We start from the raw sequence: 17,915 nt of genomic DNA, 5'->3' as shown, positions 1-17,915 counted from the left end.
CATAAAATCTGATTTTTACAAAGTTAATACATAAATAAAAAAACTACGAGAGAAACACCGTAGTTTTCTATTTACACAATCAGATGGATAGTCTCTTGCGTAAATTAATCCATGCTACTTACGACGGCTGGCTGTGATTTGCTTTGATTTCGGGAGCTCCTCGAATTGACCCCCATATTTGCTTCTTGTTTTTAATATCAAGTAACTATCTAATTCAAAAGGACTATGCATCACGCACTGTCCTTTTCTTATTAGAACTTTAAACACCCGAATATCTTACCAATTTGGTTTTCGTCATTACCTGTCTAGCCATGCTTCTACCTTCTCTTTAAAGAAGAAAGTATAGAGGAATGCTCCTATCCAGCTTGTAAGGACTACCAGCAGGATTGCCATAAGTTTTTTTTCTTTCGGTATTCTCAGGCAACCTATTTCCCAGGCGCATCTTATAGTCAGAACTATTCCAACGACCCAAATAGCAAGAATATTCATACCTGTATAAATTAAATGAGAGATAGTAAATCGAGATATAAAGGTTTATATGACAGTCTTAATCAAGCTGCTTTTTTACTTCATCTTTAGCTTTGTTATAATCCTTTTTTATTTCTTTTTTTACCTTTTCCGTACCTTGTTGCACGTCTTTCTTGGTTTCTTTCCAGGCATCTTTAACTTTGTCGGCACCATCCTCTATTTTGTTAGAGGCCTTGTCTAATGCGTCATTTACGTTTTCTTTTGCATTTTCAATCTGCTGTTCTGTCCGGTTCTGTTCTTTTTTGTCCCGACAGGATGATGCGGACAGTGCAAATAAAATTGTCAGTGTGATAAACATTATCTTTTTCATATAGTTCTCTATTTTTGCTTGTTATACAATATGCTTTAGGATTTCCGGTGGAGAAACCAGTTCTCCACCGGGATGAAGATTTAGACTTCATACTGTCGGAAGATCAAGTTATTTCTTCTCCGATTTTTTGTTTGAAGCAGCAGGCTTACTTTCTTTAGCTTTGCTTTGGGTACACTTTTTGCCACCCTTTGCTTCCATCTGTTTTTTTTCGTTCTTTGTTGTCATAAAATTTAGTTTTTAAGTTAAACAATAGTAGAACTGGAAGTCTTATTTGTTTCCGTTCTTAGCATTTCCATATTCACACCAACGCATTTCTCCTTTAGGGATATGGGAGAGTATCTCGCTGCTCCGTTCCTTGGCTAGTTTTTCATCTGTCTGGCGTACTTCCTTTTCCGTACGTTTGGTGCCTTTAGGTTTACGTTGAAGTAGTCCGTCAGTACTTCTGACTTCCTCCAGTGGATTCTCAATATATTGCCATTCTTCTTTGAGCCTCGTACTTTTGCCTTCGTTCCATGGTCCGCGGGCTTCCTTTCCTTTGGAATCATTAAAATAAAGGTTACTGTATCGGGGGGATGTTTGGAATACTCCCGGAGGAAAGTTAGGCTGAATAGTTTCCAGAGCGGCCTCAAACTGTTGAAAATGGGTCACTTCGCGAGTCATAAGGAATGTGAGCGTTTCTTTTACAAGTGGGTCATCCGTAAGTGGGATAAGGTTTTCGTAACCTATCTTGGCACGTGCTTCACCCGCCATGTTGGAACGCAGGTCCACTGTCAGGTCAGCATTGGCCGATACATAGGTGGCACACCATGGGTTCCCGTTGCTGTCGGTCAGTACGGGACTACCGGGAGCTGTTACCAGAAACGCAGGATTGGTGAAGGCTTGGTGGATAAGATCCTCTTTGCCTGCTTTTCCTCCCATCATGGTACGCAGAGGAGTATCTTCCAATACATCCTTCATTTCTCCGTTTACTGGTCCGAGGAGCATCTGGATGGTTGCACCTACGATTTCAAGATGGTCGAACTCCTCAGTGGCAATATCCATGAGCATGTCATATTTGTCAGGGTAGGGGTTATGGCAACTGAATGCCTGTACAAAATACTGTAGAGCGGATTTCAACTCACCGTTGGCCCCTCCGAATGCCTCAAGCATCACACGAGCAAAACGAGGATCCGGCTGTGATACACGGGCATTGAACTGAAGATCTTTTACATGGTAAAACATAACAGATTCATTTTTAAGTTAATAATTCAGGTTAATTTTAGATGTACATCTGTATATTAAAGATAGGAATATCCTTGCCGGGCCGTATATACAGACCGGAAGAGGTTTATCCAATCAAGTCAAGAGGGTAAAGTTGTCGGTAGAGATATAAATGAGAAAGGATCGGAGAAAATGAATTTTATTCCTCCAGTTTGTCCAGTTCAGACATATATTTCTTTATATAATGACAATTTCCGTCGCATATCCTTTTCCGCACTCCCACGGAAAGGGAAGAGTCCATACATTTGTTTCCGAACAGACAGCTGCACCTGAGTCTATACGCTTCCAAGCTTTTATTCCTCTCATCCGTACGGCCCTCTGTATAGGCGGACAGGCATAGCGTGTACAATTCTTCATAACTCTTTTCCCGCAGGGATGCGGGAGTATATTGGCATTTATTGTTCCATTTCATATTCATTAATCATTAATTCAAGTGAAATGGATCGGGAAGCATTGAAAATACATCCCGTAATTTTAGTTGTTTGTTATAGTAGCCTATTTTTTGGCTTCTAAAGCAGCTGCATGGACTTTACTTTTCAGAGTGTCAGCCTTTTCGGCAACGTCAAAGGTCGCATCTGCAACCTTGTCGGCGGTTTTGGTACTTGCATCCAGTGCTTTGTCTCTCACGGTTTCTGCAAGGCTTTCAGCACGATCGGCAATCTTTGCCATGGCATTATGAATTTTCTTTTTTAGCATCTTGGCTTTTGCCGTACGTGAAAAACGTTGAGCAAGTGCTCCGATGGCCGAACCTATTGCCAGCCCAATCAAAAAGTTAGATTTACTAGTTTCCATAATCAAAAAGGGTTTAGGTTAATAAAAATTTAAATATCAGTTCTCTTGGGATGACGAAAGAAGGATATGATCCACAATAATAGAACTGCACCGATAACAGAGGTGAAAAGGCTACCCAGAAGGCCTGTGGTAGTAATTCCCAACAAGCCGAATACCCAGCCACCCAATACGCCACCTACAATACCTACGAGTAGGTTAATGAGAAGTCCGAAACCGCCTCCTCTCATAATCTTGCCGGCTATGAGTCCGGCAACGATTCCAATGATAATGTACCAAATAAAATACATAATATTAAGTTTTAGTTAAAATAATACTGTTGGAACAGATGGCTTGAGGAATCATATCAGACGGAAAACCATCGGTCCCGTTTTGAAAAAAAACATGTTGTGTAAGAAAATGGTTTGGGTGTAAAAAAAGGATTTAACAACAATTTTCATTTTAATAATAGGCTGGCTGGCTATATTAGTACTATTTATATGTTTATCCCATGTAGTGTTTTATTGCTAAGTAACTATGCCGTGCAGTCAATATTTCAAACTTGTAATAGATAAAGGTTGTGGCCTAATATTTTGATAATAAATGATATAACTCCATATGTCGTTCTTTCTGATGGCCGTTGGCTGAAGATGTATAACAACCGAAGATGCCTTGATACTATGGTATTGAATTCTCTCAGAGTCGTTTATAAGTAAACATAATCCTTCTTTCATCGTTATAATCTACACATATAAGATTTATGATATGAAAGGATTATTGTTAATTGGAATTTTTATGTTTTGCCCCGTTTCCATCTTATGGGGACAGGATAGGATACAACAATACGCAGGGACAGCCATGCCGTATCCTATTGTGAAAGATTCGTTTGTTTTTTTTCAGGATAGTATGGTTCCGTTTTATGTTAACCATTTGGGAAGACATGGAGCGCGTTTTCCAACTTCAGGAAAGGCTTTGAATAGAGTGAAGGAGATTCTGGAATTGGCTCGACGAGAAAATAGGCTAACATCAGGAGGAGTAACCTTGCTTTCTACAATACAGAATCTATCGGATACTTTTGACGGACAATGGGGGAAGTTATCAGTGGTGGGAGAGGAGGAACAACGGGGTATTGCCAGACGTATGATAGAACGCTATCCACAGTTATTCAGTGATTCTGTCAAAGTGCAGGCAATTGCGACATATGTTCCCCGTTGTATACATAGTATGGATGCATTTCTTGCTTGTATGGTAGAGTTTAATTCTTCTTTACACATACAACGCAATGAAGGGAAGCAATATAATGATATTCTTCGTTTCTTCGATTTAAACCAATCTTATGTTGATTATAAAGAAAATGGTGATTGGCGTCCTATATACGAGACTTTTGTGCGACGAAAGATTTCTCCTGCTTCTGTTATGGAAAACTTCTTTCTGGAATCAGGACAGGAAACAGATAAGGAGGCAGAGGAATTTGTCATGGCTTTATTCTCCATTGCTGCCATCCTACCAGATACAGGTACTCCGATAAATTTGGATGGTCTTTTCACAATAGGTGAATGGGATAATTACTGGCAGACTCAGAATTTGCGACAATATATGAGTAAAAGTTCTTCGCCGGTTGGGCGAATGTTGCCTGTTGCAATTGCATGGCCTCTGCTATCAGAATTTATTCATTCAGCTGATGAAGTGATAAAGGGCAAGTCGGATACCAGGGCGAACTTTCGTTTTGCTCATGCAGAGACGGTTATTCCTTTTGTAGCATTAATGGGTATAGAAGGAACGGATGTTAAAGTTGTTGTTCCTGATTCTGTATCTAAATATTGGAAAGATTATGAGATTGCTCCGATGGCTGCTAATGTACAGTGGATTTTTTATCATGACAAGGCTCGAGAAATATGGGTGAAATTTCTTTTGAATGAAAAAGAAATGACACTTCCTGTTTCAACTTCCCGTTTTCCTTATTATCGATGGGAAACTGTCTGCATGTATTTAAAGAAACGGGTTGAAATGGCGAAAAAGGTACTTGAGTCTTTTTCAGATAATTGTAAATAAGATAGATATAAGGTTGAGTATTGGTGTGCTATGAGTGTGATAGAATTGAAAAAGTATCTGTATTATCCCGGCGGTATAGAAATCATTATATACCGTCGGGATTTTTTTGTTACATTGGATTTATATTAGTGGGGTGATTTGAGGATAAAGTGTGCGTACTATTTTTTCTCTTTTGCCAAATCAGCCAATTCATCCTTTTCAACGTAAATCGTTCGTGTTGGGAATGCGAAATCAATGCCTGCTTTATTGAATGAGTCTAGAATCTCCATATTTACATTTGAAGTTACCATTAAAATATCTCCCTGTTTTTCTATAAAATATATGTACATGATGTTCAGTGCAGAGTCTGTGTATTCTGTAAAAACAGCTGTGGTATCTGATGGTTTGGAAGATACATTTTCTATTCTTTTAGGAATGGCTTTCAGTATATTTAAAGCTTCTTTCATTTTTTCGGATGTTGTGTTGTATGTCAATCCAAGTTTCAAGACGACTCGACGCATCGGTTCGGAAGAGATATTTATGATAGAAGCATCTGTAACTTTATAATTAGGGAAAGTGATGATACGTTTATTGTAGTCCATGATTTTTGTACTTCGAACTCCAACATCAATCACAGTACCTTCGATATTATCCACGCGAATCGTATCACCTATGTTGAAAGGCTTATCTGTCAATATAGTGAAAGCGCCGAACACATTTTTTACAGTGTCTTGGGCTGCTAAGGCAAATGCGATACCTCCAATACCCAGAGTACCTAATAATGCACCAATATTGACTCCAATATTACTTAAGGCCATTACAAGACCGATTATCCACACAATGACCAGTATTGTCCGTCTGATAATGGGCATCATTTTGTTGTTTTGTCCATCCGATTGTCGTCCCCAGTAGATTTGCAATAAACTACTGGATAATCGGGCAAATATCCATGTGATATCCAGAATAATCAGTATCTTGTAAGCATTATCTATTACTTTTACAAAACTATCCGGAGAAACAAGCCTGTGAATAGCTATCCAAATACCTAATAACATAATTGCAAACTTGACGGGCGATTCTAAAGAATAATAAATTATATCATCCAGCCGATTATTGGTACGGGTGATAAATGGATTGAGTACTTTTCTGCTGAAGAATGATATTAACTTCATCAAAACAATTGTTCCTAAAATAATAAGTATGGAAATACCCCAGTCTTCTAAAGTATTTCCCCAGATTTCTCTTTCTAACATAGCTGGAAATTTTTTAATTAAACATTTTATGGAATATCCTTGATTTTGGATTATGTAAAAACAAACGGATAAAGAAAAATTCCTATTCATAATCAAGTAAATTATGTATATGAAAAGAAACATTAAGATAATTTGCATTACTCCATTGGAGATGGTTAAAAACATTGGAGGTGTTTTTATAATGCTTAATGTGATGTTGTGTTATACTTTTTTCTTACTAAACTATAATTTACATTTATAGTGGGAACCATCTTATTATTTATTTTGTTAAGTTACTCATCAATTTTAAATTAAATAGTTATGGAAAATGGAGTAATGATGCAGTATTTTGAGTGGAATCTTCCGAATGACGGAAAGTTGTGGAAACAGTTGAGAGAGGATGCGTCGCATCTACATGAAATAGGTGTGACAGCGATCTGGATACCACCTGCATATAAAGCAGATGAACAGCAGGATGAAGGATATGCTACTTATGATTTGTATGATTTGGGTGAGTTTGAACAAAAAGGAACTGTGAGGACTAAATACGGAACGAAAGATGAATTGAAGGAGATGATTGATGAACTTCACAAAAATAAGATTGCTGTATATCTGGATGTCGTTTTGAATCATAAAGCAGGTGGTGATTTTACGGAAAAGTTTATGGTGGTGGAAGTAGATCCTGATCAAAGAAATAAAGCTTTGGGGAAACCTTATGAAATACAAGGATGGACCGGATATAGCTTTCATGGACGTAAAGATAAATATTCGGATTTTAAGTGGCATTATTATCATTTTTCCGGGACTGGATTTGATGATGCTCGAAAGCGAAGTGGTATATTTCAGATTCAAGGAGAAGGAAAAGCCTGGAGTGATGGTGTAGATGGAGAGAATGGCAATTACGATTTTCTTTTATGTAATGATATTGACCTAGATCACCCTGAGGTTGTCGCCGAACTGAATCGTTGGGGCAAATGGGTTTCAAATGAACTTGATCTTGATGGAATGCGTTTGGATGCAATTAAGCATATGAAAGATCAGTTCGTTGCACAGTTTCTGGATACGGTAAGAAGTGAGAGAGGTGATGACTTCTATGCTGTGGGAGAATATTGGAACGGTGACTTGGAAACATTGGATAATTATCTGGAAGCAGTAGGGCATAAAGTTAACTTGTTTGATGTTCCGTTACATTATAATATGTTTCAGGCATCACAAGAAGGAAAAGATTATGATTTGCGGAATATTCTGAAGAATACTTTAGTGGAGCACCATTGTGAACTTGCTGTGACTTTTGTTGATAATCATGATTCGCAGCATGGAAGTTCTTTGGAATCACAGGTTGAAGATTGGTTCAAGCCATTGGCGTATGGTCTTATTTTTATGATGAAGGATGGTTATCCCTGTTTGTTCTATGGTGATTATTATGGGGTGAAAGGAGAGAAATCGCCACATACTAAAATTATAGATATTCTATTGAATGCAAGGAAAAAGTATGCGTATGGTGATCAAGTTGATTATTTCGACCATCCATCAACCGTAGGCTTTATTCGTACAGGAGATGGGGAACATGTTAATTCAGGCTTGGTATTTTTAATCTCGAATGATGAAGCGGGAAGTAAAACGATGTGTTTAGGGAAGGAACATGCAGGTGAAGTGTGGTGCGAAATTACCGGAAGTATTCCGGATGAAGTAACTTTGGATAAAGAAGGAAATGGAGAGTTCTCTGTGGATGCGCGTAATCTTGCTGTTTGGGTAAAAAAAGCATGAGATGACGGAACAATTCATAGGAAAGAAAAAGTTAAGCCTATCCTTATTAATCAAGATTGTAAAGGATACCGGACAAGGGTTTATTGATGATAGTGTCACTAGATTAAGCGGATCGTTAGCTTATGCGACACTATTTTCAATTATCCCCTTTCTTTCTCTTTTAGTTACTATTGGGGTAGCTTTGCATATGGATTTGGCTAATCAGTTGTATATTCAGTTGGAACCGATAGTGGGAGCGGAGGTAATTGGGGCACTTCGCTTAATTATAGAAAATGCAGAAAGAACGGACTCTTCCGCATCTGCAGCTATTGTTAGCCTGGGAATTTCTATATTTGGTGCTACTACCATTTTTGCAGAAATACAAAGTTCCTTAAATTCGATTTGGGGAATAAAGGCCGTACCAAAGAAGAGTTGGCTGAAATATATTCAGAATCGGTTACTTTCATTCTCGATAATTTTAGTATTTGCTTTCGTGCTTCTGATAACATTTAGTATAACCAATATTATTGGAGACTTGAGCAATAAGTTTATGGCCAGCTATCCGGAAGTAGCAGGGTTTATTGTGAAAGTTGTGGGACAAGTATTAAACATAGGTGTTACAGTTATTATTTTTGTATTGATTTTCAAGGTTCTGCCTGATGTGAAAATAAAAAGTAAGGATGTTGTTATTGGAGCTGTAGTGACAACGGTATTGTTGTTGATAGGTCAATGGGGAATATCCTTTTACATCGGAATTGCGAATGTAGGAACTATCTATGGTGCAGCGGCATTCATGGTTGTTTTTATTACATGGATTTATTATTCTGCCATTATTGTCTACGCAGGTGCAGAGTTCACTAAAGCATGGGCTAATGAAATGGGAAGCAAAATTTTCCCGGATGAATATGCGGTAGCAACGAAAATGGTTGAAGTACGTGAGGCTTGACAACTGGAGGCCCTTGTTTTGCATTCCGGTCAATAATAGTAATATTAGTACTGGGGGATATCATAAACGACTTAAAGAATATCATGTCATACAAAGTATACCCCCGTAAAAGTAATCATCTAAATAATACCGTGGTTAAGAATTTCTTTTTGGGGTAAAAGAGAAAGAGCCCAATGCAATATCGGACTCTTTCTCAAATGAGTAAACAATTTACTGTCAAACTTTTTGGGGTAGTTCATTAGAATCTGTACCCATATCCCAGCATGATAGCTACATTGTCATCCTTGGCAAACATAAACCTAGCCTCGGCATTCAGATAACTACGTTCGGAGATAGGTAGTGTAATACCCCCTCCCAGATTAAAGGCGAATTTGGTGGAGTTGCTTCGGTCTATTTCTATTTCTTTACCGTCTACTTCCATACTCTTTTTCCCATAGAAATTATTTTGCATGCCGATGCCTGCAAGAGGGTATACGGAAAATCCCTGACCGTCTTTCTTGAAATTGAATACATAATGGAAATTCACGCTCACATCCAATCCGGTAATCTTGTCTTTAGGAAAATAGAAAGTTACATCCGGAGCAATCCGGAGATTATTCGCTATCGCGTAACGTCCTTGTACTCCCAAACCGAACCTCTCATAGTTCGTTTGATAACCGATGTTGCCCATCAAAGAGCCTTCACCTTTAACTGTTTGGGCATTTATGCCCACAGATGCCAATGCAATCATGGCCAGCAAGAATAATTTTTTCATAATTAAGGCATTTAGTTAATAAAATATTTATTTAAAAGAAGAATGATCTCCTTTTAATGGAAATAACAAACGTTTGCTTACATTTGTTTGCTATATATTGTTACATATACAAAGATTTTTGATGTTAAGATACGAGCGCTTTTCTCAATTTTTTATAAAGCAAAAAATGATGTTAATTCCGTTTTTATGCCCCGAACCATTTTTTTTAATGCTGTGTTTTTAGTATATGGCAGGGATTAAAGTTGGTTACATTTGAATTGCCAGTTTGTAGAGAAAGGAGCAAGTGGTATATTACATTGTCGTAACTGACTGAACCTGCATTGTTACGAAAGGATAAAATATCAGGATTGTTTCATTATTAAAATCTACAGCCATGAAAAGTCTAAGTTTTGATTTGCGGATCAGGCTAATAGCCAGTTCTGTCATCGGGGCAATCGTTTATTTCTTTTCAAGTTCCCGCAGGTAGGTAAAGTGATAATAAAATAAAGGATCGCAGGATATGCCTTTATGTTGGAAATAAGCGGATGATATATCTATCTATATATTTACATGTAAATTTCAGAACTGAGTGTGTTACTTTAAAAAATAGTTTATGTATTTTTTATGGTACATTATTATCGGGACTTATAACAGAAAGAAAATTGAACTTTAATTATTTTAATCGTTTAAAACCAACTTAATTATGGAAAATAGAAATTCTAGTTTATGGATCGGCCTGGGAATAGGTACGGTCATCGGTACTCTGGCTTATCGTTTCTCACGTACTTCAAAAGCCAAGAAATTGAAGGAAAAAGTATTTAACGCTTTTCATAAGATAACCGGTCAGACGGAAGACCTGTTAGATGAAGCTAAGGAAAAAGTGGCGGATACCGGAAAAGTTGTAGTGGATAAGGCAGCCGATAAAGTTCAAGATGGCGCTGATGCTGTAAAGGACGCATTGAAAGGTGCGAAGAAAGATGTCAAACAAGGAGCTGAAAAGGCCAAGACAGAAATAAAGGAAGGGTATGAAGATGTAAAAAAAAGAAGCAAGTGAAAACTTAATTGATTTTTTTATATATCATTCTGTTAGTAGTAATATCTTATATAAAGAAGAATTATGATTGGATTTGTAATATGGATTATAGGATTGGTCTTAACTATCAAAGCTGCTCTAGAGATATGGCGTATTCATGCGCCGGCGGAAAGAAGGTTAATAGCCATTATCCTGGTAGTTTTGACCAGTTGGGTAGGATTGTTGTTCTATTACTTTTATGGTAAGCCTCGTATGGCACAGTGGCTGGGCACCGGTCTTGAAAGGTATTGATGGTCACATAGCTGTTTATGCTGAATAGATAGGAATATCCCAAAATAAAAATGTGTTGGTTGATAGAAGTGACCGATTTATTTTTGTTTTGGGATGTTTGTATAGGAGTATACAAAGGTAATGTCAAAAGTATATGAGACTTGTCATTATGATAATATTTTAGGTACGGATTACGCGGGGTAAATTAAAACCGTGAAATCCGTACCTAAAAGAATGCACAGAGAGAGGTATTTTCTTCTTGTCTGTCTTACCAATATTTTTCGATTCTATCATAGCCGAAAACGTGACTACGTTCATCTTTAATATCTTGCAGCTTATGACAAATTATTTGCGCTCCGATCATGCTGAAAGTGATTCCGTTTCCGCCATATCCCAGATCGAAAAATATTCGTTCCTTGCCGGGCCAATTGCCGATGAAAGGTAGCCCGTCTTTGGTGCTACTGAAGGTACCGCACCATGCCATTTCCGTTTTGAAAGGGATATCGGGGAATAGTTTTCTGATTTTTCTCTCCAAGATACGGATTTTCTTTCTGAGTAGTGAGTCACGGTGTTCTGGATCGCTGAACTTTTCATCCTCACCACCTACAATAATACGGTTTCCGTCGGTGGTACGGATATAAAGATATGGATCGGCTGTTTCCCAGATCAGGCAATGTTCCGGCCAGAGATATTCGGGAGCTACCGGATGTGATATGAGTGCATAAGTAGAAGTCAAATCCATAATTTTCTGGGGAAGGAATTGTCCAGCCTCAAATCCGGTGGCTATGATTACATATCCGCACTTAATTTTATTTCCTTTGTCTGTTATCATGATACAGCCATCAGATGTTTCGGTACACTTCTTTATGTTGGTATGGGTAAAGACCTTCAAACCGTTCTCCTTCATATGATAGGTGAGCAGTCCGGTTGCAGCTCTGTAGGCATCCATCTGTGCGGATGTTTCATTCACCAGGGCATTGCCGGGCACTTTCACCTTATATCGTTTTCTGATTTCTTGTTTCTTGAGCAGATTGACCGGCAATTCATGCTTTTGCCGTATTTCGTATTCTTGTTCCAGAAGTTTGTTGTCTGCTGAGCTGCTGGCATAAAAGACACTGGATAATTGCTCAAATCCGGCATCGACACCCGTTTCTTTTAGTACTTTCTTTATATCAGAAATGGATTGCAGGCATGCATGATAGGCAGTTGTGGCGTTTTCTTCGCTGATGATTTTTGCCATCCGGCAGAGGGGTACGTCTATTTCATATTGCAGTAAAGCGGTACTTGCAGCAGAGCTTCCAGTTGCGATGCTGCGTTTATCAATCACACAACATTCTATTCCGGCACGACACAATTCGTGCGCCATCAAAGCGCCTGTTATACCCGAACCTACGATGACGATATCTGTTGACAGATCATCTTCCAAAGGGTGGAAATAGTCCAGTAGAGAATTTCTGACGATCCAATAGGGTAAACCTGAATGTAAGTCCATAATATATTTTGTTAATTCCCCCTTACTTTCTTCTTGCTGAGAAACAAGAAGGAAGTGAGGGGGCGGTGAGATATAGGAAAGCAGTTTTATTGGAATTTGCTTTCCGTTTACGGTAATAGGTTATCTGCTCTCTTCGATAGTACAGATGCTGACACGGTTCCAGTCCGGTTCGGAGAACATATCACCGATTCCTTGTCCTTCGGCGGTAATGCGGGTGTCGTTAATCTTGTATTTTTTTACAAGTATAGACTTCACAGCTTGAGCACGTGCTTTTGCCAGTTTCTCATTGAAAGCGAGGTTACCTTCGGGAGAGGCATATCCTTTGATGACGACTTTTGCTTCGGGATGTTTTTTCATGTAAATGGCTACACGTTCCACATTAGGCAGTTGGGAAGCATCAACCACGGACTTTCCTTGTCTGAAGGTGATGATGGATTCTGGAATGCGGTTGGTTTTTACCACGGTTTCTATGTTGGCAGCTTGGGTTCTGCAATCTGCCAGCTCCTTTTGTAAGTTGTTGGCCTGTTGTACGGCATTGCTCAGTTGCATGTCCTTGTCGCTCAGTTGTGATCGCAGACGGTTGACTGCATCATTTAGCTCGCCTACTTCTACTGGGTCGTAAGGCTTCACTGTTGTGAAATGATGTGAGCCGTTGCTACACATGAAATGGTAGGTCAGTCCGGCAGTCAGTTCAAAAGTGGCATTGTTGGCGTTGAAACGGCTTTTAGTTTTGCTGAAGTCTCCTTGCATATCATATACGATAGCTGGTTTGATACCGAGTGTCCATGCTTTTTCCTCACCTAGGTTGAAGTTCAAGTTTAGACCAAGGCGTGTAGACCAGGAATTTGTATCACCGGGGCCATTCTGATAGTAATGTAGCCAGCCGATACCTGTCAGAGTCTCGATTTCAAAAATGCGTGGTTCGCCCATATAACCTCCAAAGAGATTCATCAGGTTGACTTTACCGAGTAAGCTCACTTCGGAAGCATCAAATGCAGTTTTGCTGGCTGAGGTATTTACATATCCCATACCTTGAATACCTAGACCGAATATAGGAGTAAGTTGTTTTCCGATTCCGAATCCGAAGGCCGGTCGGGCATTTTTTAAGAAGGAGCTGTGAGTCAAAGGGGTTACAGCACCAGCTTTCAGTTCAATAGACCAGTTGTCACTAGGGCGTGTGCCTTCAAGGGCCGTACGGTCATTTTGCGCATGCACGGTAAGAATACTCATGCTTAGTGCTAAAACAAAGATAGATTTTTTCATAATTAAATAAATTAATAGTAATACAATAAATATGTCACACACGTTGTACTGTCTGTTGTGTAGTTATGACTGTGCATAATCTAATGAATTACTTTGTCATAACCTTTGTTTAAAAAACAGCCCGTTAAAAAGGATGGTTCGAAAAATAGAAATGTATTTAACATCTATTTAAGAAGTCGGATGGTGCCAGAAGCTTGTATTGGCAGTGAAAGTACATCATAGATATATAAGGTGCAAATTCTTGGATTTATATATAACGGCATCAAATACAACTTTATATATACATGCGTTTTTTAACACAAATGTCTGTTTAAATGACAAATATTTATCAAACAACTATTCTTTCAATACTGTTTTTTTATAGAGATACAAATCATAGTATTAATTAAAAATCTGACAATTATGAAAAAATTAAGTTTCGCAGAACTGAAGGGCAGAGTGTCCTGGGGCAGTGTTTTTGGCGGTGTCATGACTGTATTGGCAATATCCGTGTTGTTGTCTATTCTAAATTCAAGTATCGGATTGTTTATGTTTGATCCTTTGTCTGGACATCCGGCTTCAGGCATAGGTACTGCTGTAGGGATTGGTTCCGCCGTCATTCTGATTACTGGCATGGCTGCAGGTGGTTTTGTTGCTGGAAAACTGGCCGGTATGGATGGAATGATACATGGATTTTTAGTTTGGGCTACCACACTGATTGTTGCCGTCGTATTAGGTGTTTTTTTGGCAGCTGGTGCGGTAAAAATGACTGCAAATGCACTTGGGGCTGTTTCATCAGTTACGGGCAGTGTCTTGTCCGGAACAGGTAACGCTGTCGGAAGTGGTATTTCTGCATTGTCTGAAGAAGCGGAAGAAGTATTTGGAAAGATTGATTTCAATGCAACTCTGAAAGAAGAAAACATACCACAGAATATACGTGCTGCACTTGTCAAGAGCAATGTGAAAGAATTACACCCGGACTATCTCAAGAAGCAATTGGAGGAGGTAAAAGATGACTTAAGCAAATCCGTCAAGACAATTGTTGCTTCTCCTCAGGATACGGACGAGGCGGTTAATGATTTTTTGGAACGTTTGAAACAACGTGCGGAAAATCTTAGCCAAAATATAGACCGGAATGATTTGGCTAAGGCTATAGCTAACAATACTAATATGTCTAAGGCGGAAGCGGATAAGACAGTCGAACAGTATATGAATCTGATAGATAATGCACGTATAGAAGCAGGAAAACAGATGGACAACTTGGAAGCAAATTTGCAGAAAGCCGTACAAGAATGGAAAGAGATCAAACATAAAGCGCTGGTGGCTGCTGATAAAGTAACGGACGCAGCCGCGCGGTCTGCCCTGATTTCATTCTTCGCTATTTTGTTCGGGGCTGTATTGTGTTGCGCCACTGGTGCTTATGGTAGCAGAAAAACACAGGAAAGAGTCGATATCTGATAATTGGAAAGAATTAGGCAGAATATCTCTTATAGTCTTATCTGAATTATCCCTATGTGTCTTGGCTAGACTACTCCTTAAAAAAAATCCCGGTATGTCTTGTACATCGTTCCAGCCAGGAAAACCGGAAAGATTAGAACTGAGGAGGAATGAACTGGTCAAGGCACTGGGGGTAGGTTGGTGGGATTTTTATTATCCATCAATCTTCTGGCAAATTTATTAAATTTGCTTGGGCTTACATTGTAATATTTCTTAAGTACTTCACGGAAGTATTTTGCACCAATGGTACTTCATGGAGAGTACATGGAATTTCCGGTGTGTTGCGTTAAAGAAACGCCTTGATGAGTAAATACCGTTTTTTGAAATCACCATACTAACATCTTCTGTTTATAATCCATGGACAGCCAATATTGACGTTTTAATATATCCGACAAGAAAGAACGCTCAATCAATACCTTTATCATCTGATTTTCTTTTGCAAATGCATTTTGGTTCCTAATTCCGCTTATCCGAATAAAGAATAATATAATTCTAAGGTGGATTTCAATAAATTAATCCATGCTACTTAAATAATATTTCGTGATTTTGCAATCATAAATCTGTATTCTGTTTAACTGGAATATACTTGCGGATAATGTTCTTCAAAAACAGACTATCATATATTTATTTGTTCACCTTTGCAGAAAACATTGTTATATGAAGGATGATCCTATAAGCTCAATAGATAGCGAATATATAGAGTGGCAGTAGACTTGCGCAATGAGTTTCCTAATATGCAGGGCTTTTCCCGTCAGAATCTATACTATAGTAAGAATTTTTATGAATTCTACGCAGAAAGAATACACATTTCATCCAATAATGCAATTGTCCCCCAAGCTGAGGGACAATTACAAGTGGCTGATAACTATAGAATTATCTTTGATATACCTTGGGGACATCAAAAGGTGATAATTAGTAAAGCCCAAAACATAGAAGAAGCATTGTTTTATGCACATCAAACCTTATCTAATGGTTGGAGTAGAAGTGTTTTAGAGAATCAGTTGAAGCAGCAATTCTATGAGCATTACGGACAAGGACAAACAAATTTCTCGCAGACCTTGCCAGCCCTAACAGCAGATATGGCGCAGGAAGTAGTAAAAGACCCGTATTGGTTTGATTTTGTGTCTGTATCTCAAAAAGCAAGGGAGCGAGATATTGAAAAACAACTCGTCACACATATCACCCAGTTTCTTCTTGAACAGGGTAAAGGCTTTGCATTTGTAGGGGAGCAATATTGTTTGAGTCTGAACAACAAAGAATATTTTTGCGATTTATTGTTTTATCATATTCCGTTACGGGCTTATGTCGTTATAGAGTTGAAGAATGGTAATTTCAAGCCGGAACATTTGGGACAGCTAAATTTTTATCAGAACCTCATCAATAACACTCTAAGGGGAGAATATGACAATCCTACTATAGGAATGTTGTTCTGTCGGGATAAGGATAGGATTGAAGTAGAATATGCATTGCAGAATATTTCGTCGCCGATTGGAGTGATCGAGTTTAATGTTAGTGAATTACTTCCTGAAAATCTGAAAAGTAAATTACCTACAGTTGAAGAAGTTGAAGAGGAGCTAAATAAATTTGTAGAATAAATTTGGATACCATGATTGATAAGAAAAATTGTTTATTCAGATTTAGAATATAATAAATGCCGATTTGTCCGCGTACCTAATTTAAAACACTACAGAAATGAGTGATATGACTATTCCTTAATTAGTTTGATTTTTCCATTATTTGAGCGCTGAAGTGTAATTAGTTAATTATTAGTGTATTATGTGTGCTCTATTTCAGTTGTATACTTAGGGTGTCTCAGTCGTATACAGGAATGTGTACCCTAAGTGTATGACCCGAGAGAGTATGTCGTAAAATGATTTATCAGTTTTCGATGTAGATAAAAGAATATTTATAAAGACGGTCATTGAATTCTCCGGATATACTACCGCGTTTTCTTCCTTTTTTGTGGGTAAATTTACGATATGGTGTATATGGGTAAATGATGACCCATTTCTACAAGGTGTGTGGCCTATTATACGAGGTAAAATATAGGTTTGAAATGCCATAGTAAGTGTTCATTTGAGCTTTATTGAAGTTGCCGCATCTTTGCAACGTTAACGTTAGCGAAGAGATTTTGAACATGATTTATTTAATTTAAAGAGTAGAAAAACTATGAGTATTTTGTACAAGAAGGTTTGGCGGTTCCTGAATCCGCTGGACAAGAAATCAGCAAAGAAGGTCTATCCGGTAATCACCTATAAATATGGTGTGGCGATGGATCTGAAACAGATTGCGAAAAAGATTAGTCGACTTTCCGGTGTGAGTGAAGGTGTGGTGAACTCTGTGCTGAAAGATTTTCGCACGGAGTTGAAAGAAGAGTTACTTTGGGGGCGGTCGGTAAACATTGACGGACTGGGATATTTTTATCTTGCCGCCCGTAGCAAGGGTACGGAGACGGCAGAAGCGTTTACGGCGAATGATATCACCGGTTTGCGCGTCTGTTTTCGTGCCAATAAGGAAATCCGTATTACGGCTAACGGAAGCACCCGCTCCGAAGGACTTAGCCTCAAGGATGTGGACCGCATCAATGATGAACTTCCGACCGAAGAAGGCGGCTCGTCGTCAGGTGACGGAGGAATAGAAGAAAATCCACTGGGATAGGGTTTAAAGCCGAAGACGTTGGAAATTAACAATTAAAGAATTAATAATTAAACGATTGTATTTATGAAGAAGTCTGTTTGGAAGAAAATCCTGAAAGTGGTGATGGCTATTGTTTCGGCCGCACTGGGAGCACTGGGAGGCGGTGCGATGAAATGATGACGAGGACGTG

The 17,915-nt window shown here is 38.6% G+C and carries 18 protein-coding genes and 1 pseudogene; 9 read left to right on the top strand and 10 right to left on the bottom strand.

Annotation, left to right across the window (positions count from 1 at the left end):
- Positions 1-297: 297 nt before the first annotated feature.
- The 6 genes from BUC01_RS22925 to BUC01_RS22900 form a co-directional block, all read right to left on the bottom strand.
- Positions 298-489 carry a hypothetical protein gene (locus tag BUC01_RS22925; RefSeq protein WP_025835830.1) on the bottom strand — a complete coding sequence of 64 codons (192 nt, stop codon included), beginning with the start codon at positions 487-489 and terminating at the stop codon, positions 298-300.
- A gap of 58 nt (positions 490-547) precedes the next feature.
- Positions 548-838 (bottom strand): hypothetical protein, encoded by a 291-nt coding sequence (locus tag BUC01_RS22920; protein ID WP_016272770.1) that lies wholly within the window; start codon positions 836-838, stop codon positions 548-550.
- A gap of 267 nt (positions 839-1,105) precedes the next feature.
- Positions 1,106-2,059 carry a manganese catalase family protein gene (locus tag BUC01_RS22915; protein WP_073314990.1) on the bottom strand — a complete coding sequence of 318 codons (954 nt, stop codon included), beginning with the start codon at positions 2,057-2,059 and terminating at the stop codon, positions 1,106-1,108.
- A gap of 178 nt (positions 2,060-2,237) precedes the next feature.
- Complete coding sequence (locus BUC01_RS22910) at positions 2,238-2,510, bottom strand: hypothetical protein (protein WP_016272768.1); 273 nt, start codon at positions 2,508-2,510, stop codon at positions 2,238-2,240.
- 83 nt (positions 2,511-2,593) lie between these two features.
- The gene (locus tag BUC01_RS22905) at positions 2,594-2,890 is read right to left on the bottom strand and encodes a YtxH domain-containing protein (protein WP_007665895.1); all 297 of its coding nucleotides are present in this window, start codon (positions 2,888-2,890) and stop codon (positions 2,594-2,596) included.
- A 29-nt stretch (positions 2,891-2,919) separates the two neighbouring features.
- Positions 2,920-3,177, bottom strand: coding sequence for a GlsB/YeaQ/YmgE family stress response membrane protein (locus BUC01_RS22900; protein WP_007665893.1), 258 nt, complete (start codon positions 3,175-3,177; stop codon positions 2,920-2,922).
- A gap of 454 nt (positions 3,178-3,631) precedes the next feature.
- Here BUC01_RS22900 and BUC01_RS22895 point away from each other — a divergent pair, with 454 nt between their 5' ends.
- Positions 3,632-4,918, top strand: coding sequence for a histidine-type phosphatase (locus BUC01_RS22895; protein WP_073314988.1), 1,287 nt, complete (start codon positions 3,632-3,634; stop codon positions 4,916-4,918).
- 158 nt (positions 4,919-5,076) lie between these two features.
- On the opposite strand, the gene BUC01_RS22890 is transcribed toward BUC01_RS22895, so the two are convergent.
- Positions 5,077-6,150, bottom strand: a complete 1,074-nt coding sequence (locus BUC01_RS22890) for a mechanosensitive ion channel family protein (RefSeq protein WP_016272765.1) — start codon at positions 6,148-6,150, stop codon at positions 5,077-5,079.
- 300 nt (positions 6,151-6,450) lie between these two features.
- Between BUC01_RS22890 and BUC01_RS22885 the strand changes: the two genes are divergently transcribed.
- Positions 6,451-7,896, top strand: a complete 1,446-nt coding sequence (locus BUC01_RS22885; protein ID WP_025835827.1) for an alpha-amylase — start codon at positions 6,451-6,453, stop codon at positions 7,894-7,896.
- A 1-nt stretch (position 7,897) separates the two neighbouring features.
- Complete coding sequence (locus BUC01_RS22880) at positions 7,898-8,821, top strand: YihY/virulence factor BrkB family protein (RefSeq protein WP_025835825.1); 924 nt, start codon at positions 7,898-7,900, stop codon at positions 8,819-8,821.
- A 238-nt stretch (positions 8,822-9,059) separates the two neighbouring features.
- Here BUC01_RS22880 and BUC01_RS22875 read toward each other — a convergent pair whose 3' ends face one another.
- Positions 9,060-9,575, bottom strand: a complete 516-nt coding sequence (locus tag BUC01_RS22875) for an outer membrane protein (RefSeq protein ID WP_007665883.1) — start codon at positions 9,573-9,575, stop codon at positions 9,060-9,062.
- A gap of 682 nt (positions 9,576-10,257) precedes the next feature.
- On the opposite strand from BUC01_RS22875, the gene BUC01_RS22870 reads away from it, so the two are divergent.
- Both BUC01_RS22870 and BUC01_RS22865 read left to right on the top strand, forming a co-directional pair.
- On the top strand, positions 10,258-10,608 hold the full coding sequence (locus BUC01_RS22870) for a YtxH domain-containing protein (protein WP_034524767.1): 351 nt from the start codon (positions 10,258-10,260) through the stop codon (positions 10,606-10,608).
- Between the two features lie 63 nt (positions 10,609-10,671).
- Positions 10,672-10,878 (top strand): hypothetical protein, encoded by a 207-nt coding sequence (locus tag BUC01_RS22865; protein WP_007665878.1) that lies wholly within the window; start codon positions 10,672-10,674, stop codon positions 10,876-10,878.
- Between the two features lie 247 nt (positions 10,879-11,125).
- Here the strand turns inward: BUC01_RS22865 and BUC01_RS22860 are convergent, their stop codons facing one another.
- Together BUC01_RS22860 and BUC01_RS22855 are read right to left on the bottom strand one after the other, a co-directional pair.
- Positions 11,126-12,349, bottom strand: a complete 1,224-nt coding sequence (locus BUC01_RS22860) for an NAD(P)/FAD-dependent oxidoreductase (protein ID WP_025835577.1) — start codon at positions 12,347-12,349, stop codon at positions 11,126-11,128.
- Between the two features lie 120 nt (positions 12,350-12,469).
- Positions 12,470-13,612, bottom strand: a complete 1,143-nt coding sequence (locus BUC01_RS22855) for an OmpA family protein (RefSeq protein ID WP_073314986.1) — start codon at positions 13,610-13,612, stop codon at positions 12,470-12,472.
- Between the two features lie 402 nt (positions 13,613-14,014).
- Here BUC01_RS22855 and BUC01_RS22850 point away from each other — a divergent pair, with 402 nt between their 5' ends.
- From BUC01_RS22850 to BUC01_RS25630, 4 genes and pseudogenes are all read left to right on the top strand, one after another.
- A complete protein-coding gene (locus BUC01_RS22850) occupies positions 14,015-15,049 on the top strand; it encodes a hypothetical protein (protein ID WP_025835579.1) in 1,035 nt (344 codons plus the stop codon).
- 746 nt (positions 15,050-15,795) lie between these two features.
- Positions 15,796-16,683 (top strand): annotated as a pseudogene (locus tag BUC01_RS22845) (PDDEXK nuclease domain-containing protein); the annotation flags it as partial.
- A gap of 574 nt (positions 16,684-17,257) precedes the next feature.
- The gene (locus BUC01_RS22840; protein WP_025835583.1) at positions 17,258-17,746 is read left to right on the top strand and encodes an HU family DNA-binding protein; all 489 of its coding nucleotides are present in this window, start codon (positions 17,258-17,260) and stop codon (positions 17,744-17,746) included.
- Positions 17,747-17,809: 63 nt separating this feature from the next.
- Entirely contained in the window at positions 17,810-17,902 is a 93-nt protein-coding gene (locus BUC01_RS25630) for a smalltalk protein (protein WP_021967149.1), read from the top strand.
- The last annotated feature ends 13 nt before the right edge of the window (positions 17,903-17,915 follow it).

Source organism: Bacteroides stercorirosoris, assembly GCF_900142015.1.
GTDB lineage: Bacteria > Bacteroidota > Bacteroidia > Bacteroidales > Bacteroidaceae > Bacteroides > Bacteroides stercorirosoris.
Note: the sequence above shows the minus strand (reverse complement) of the source record. Positions and strands in the feature narration are given on the sequence as shown.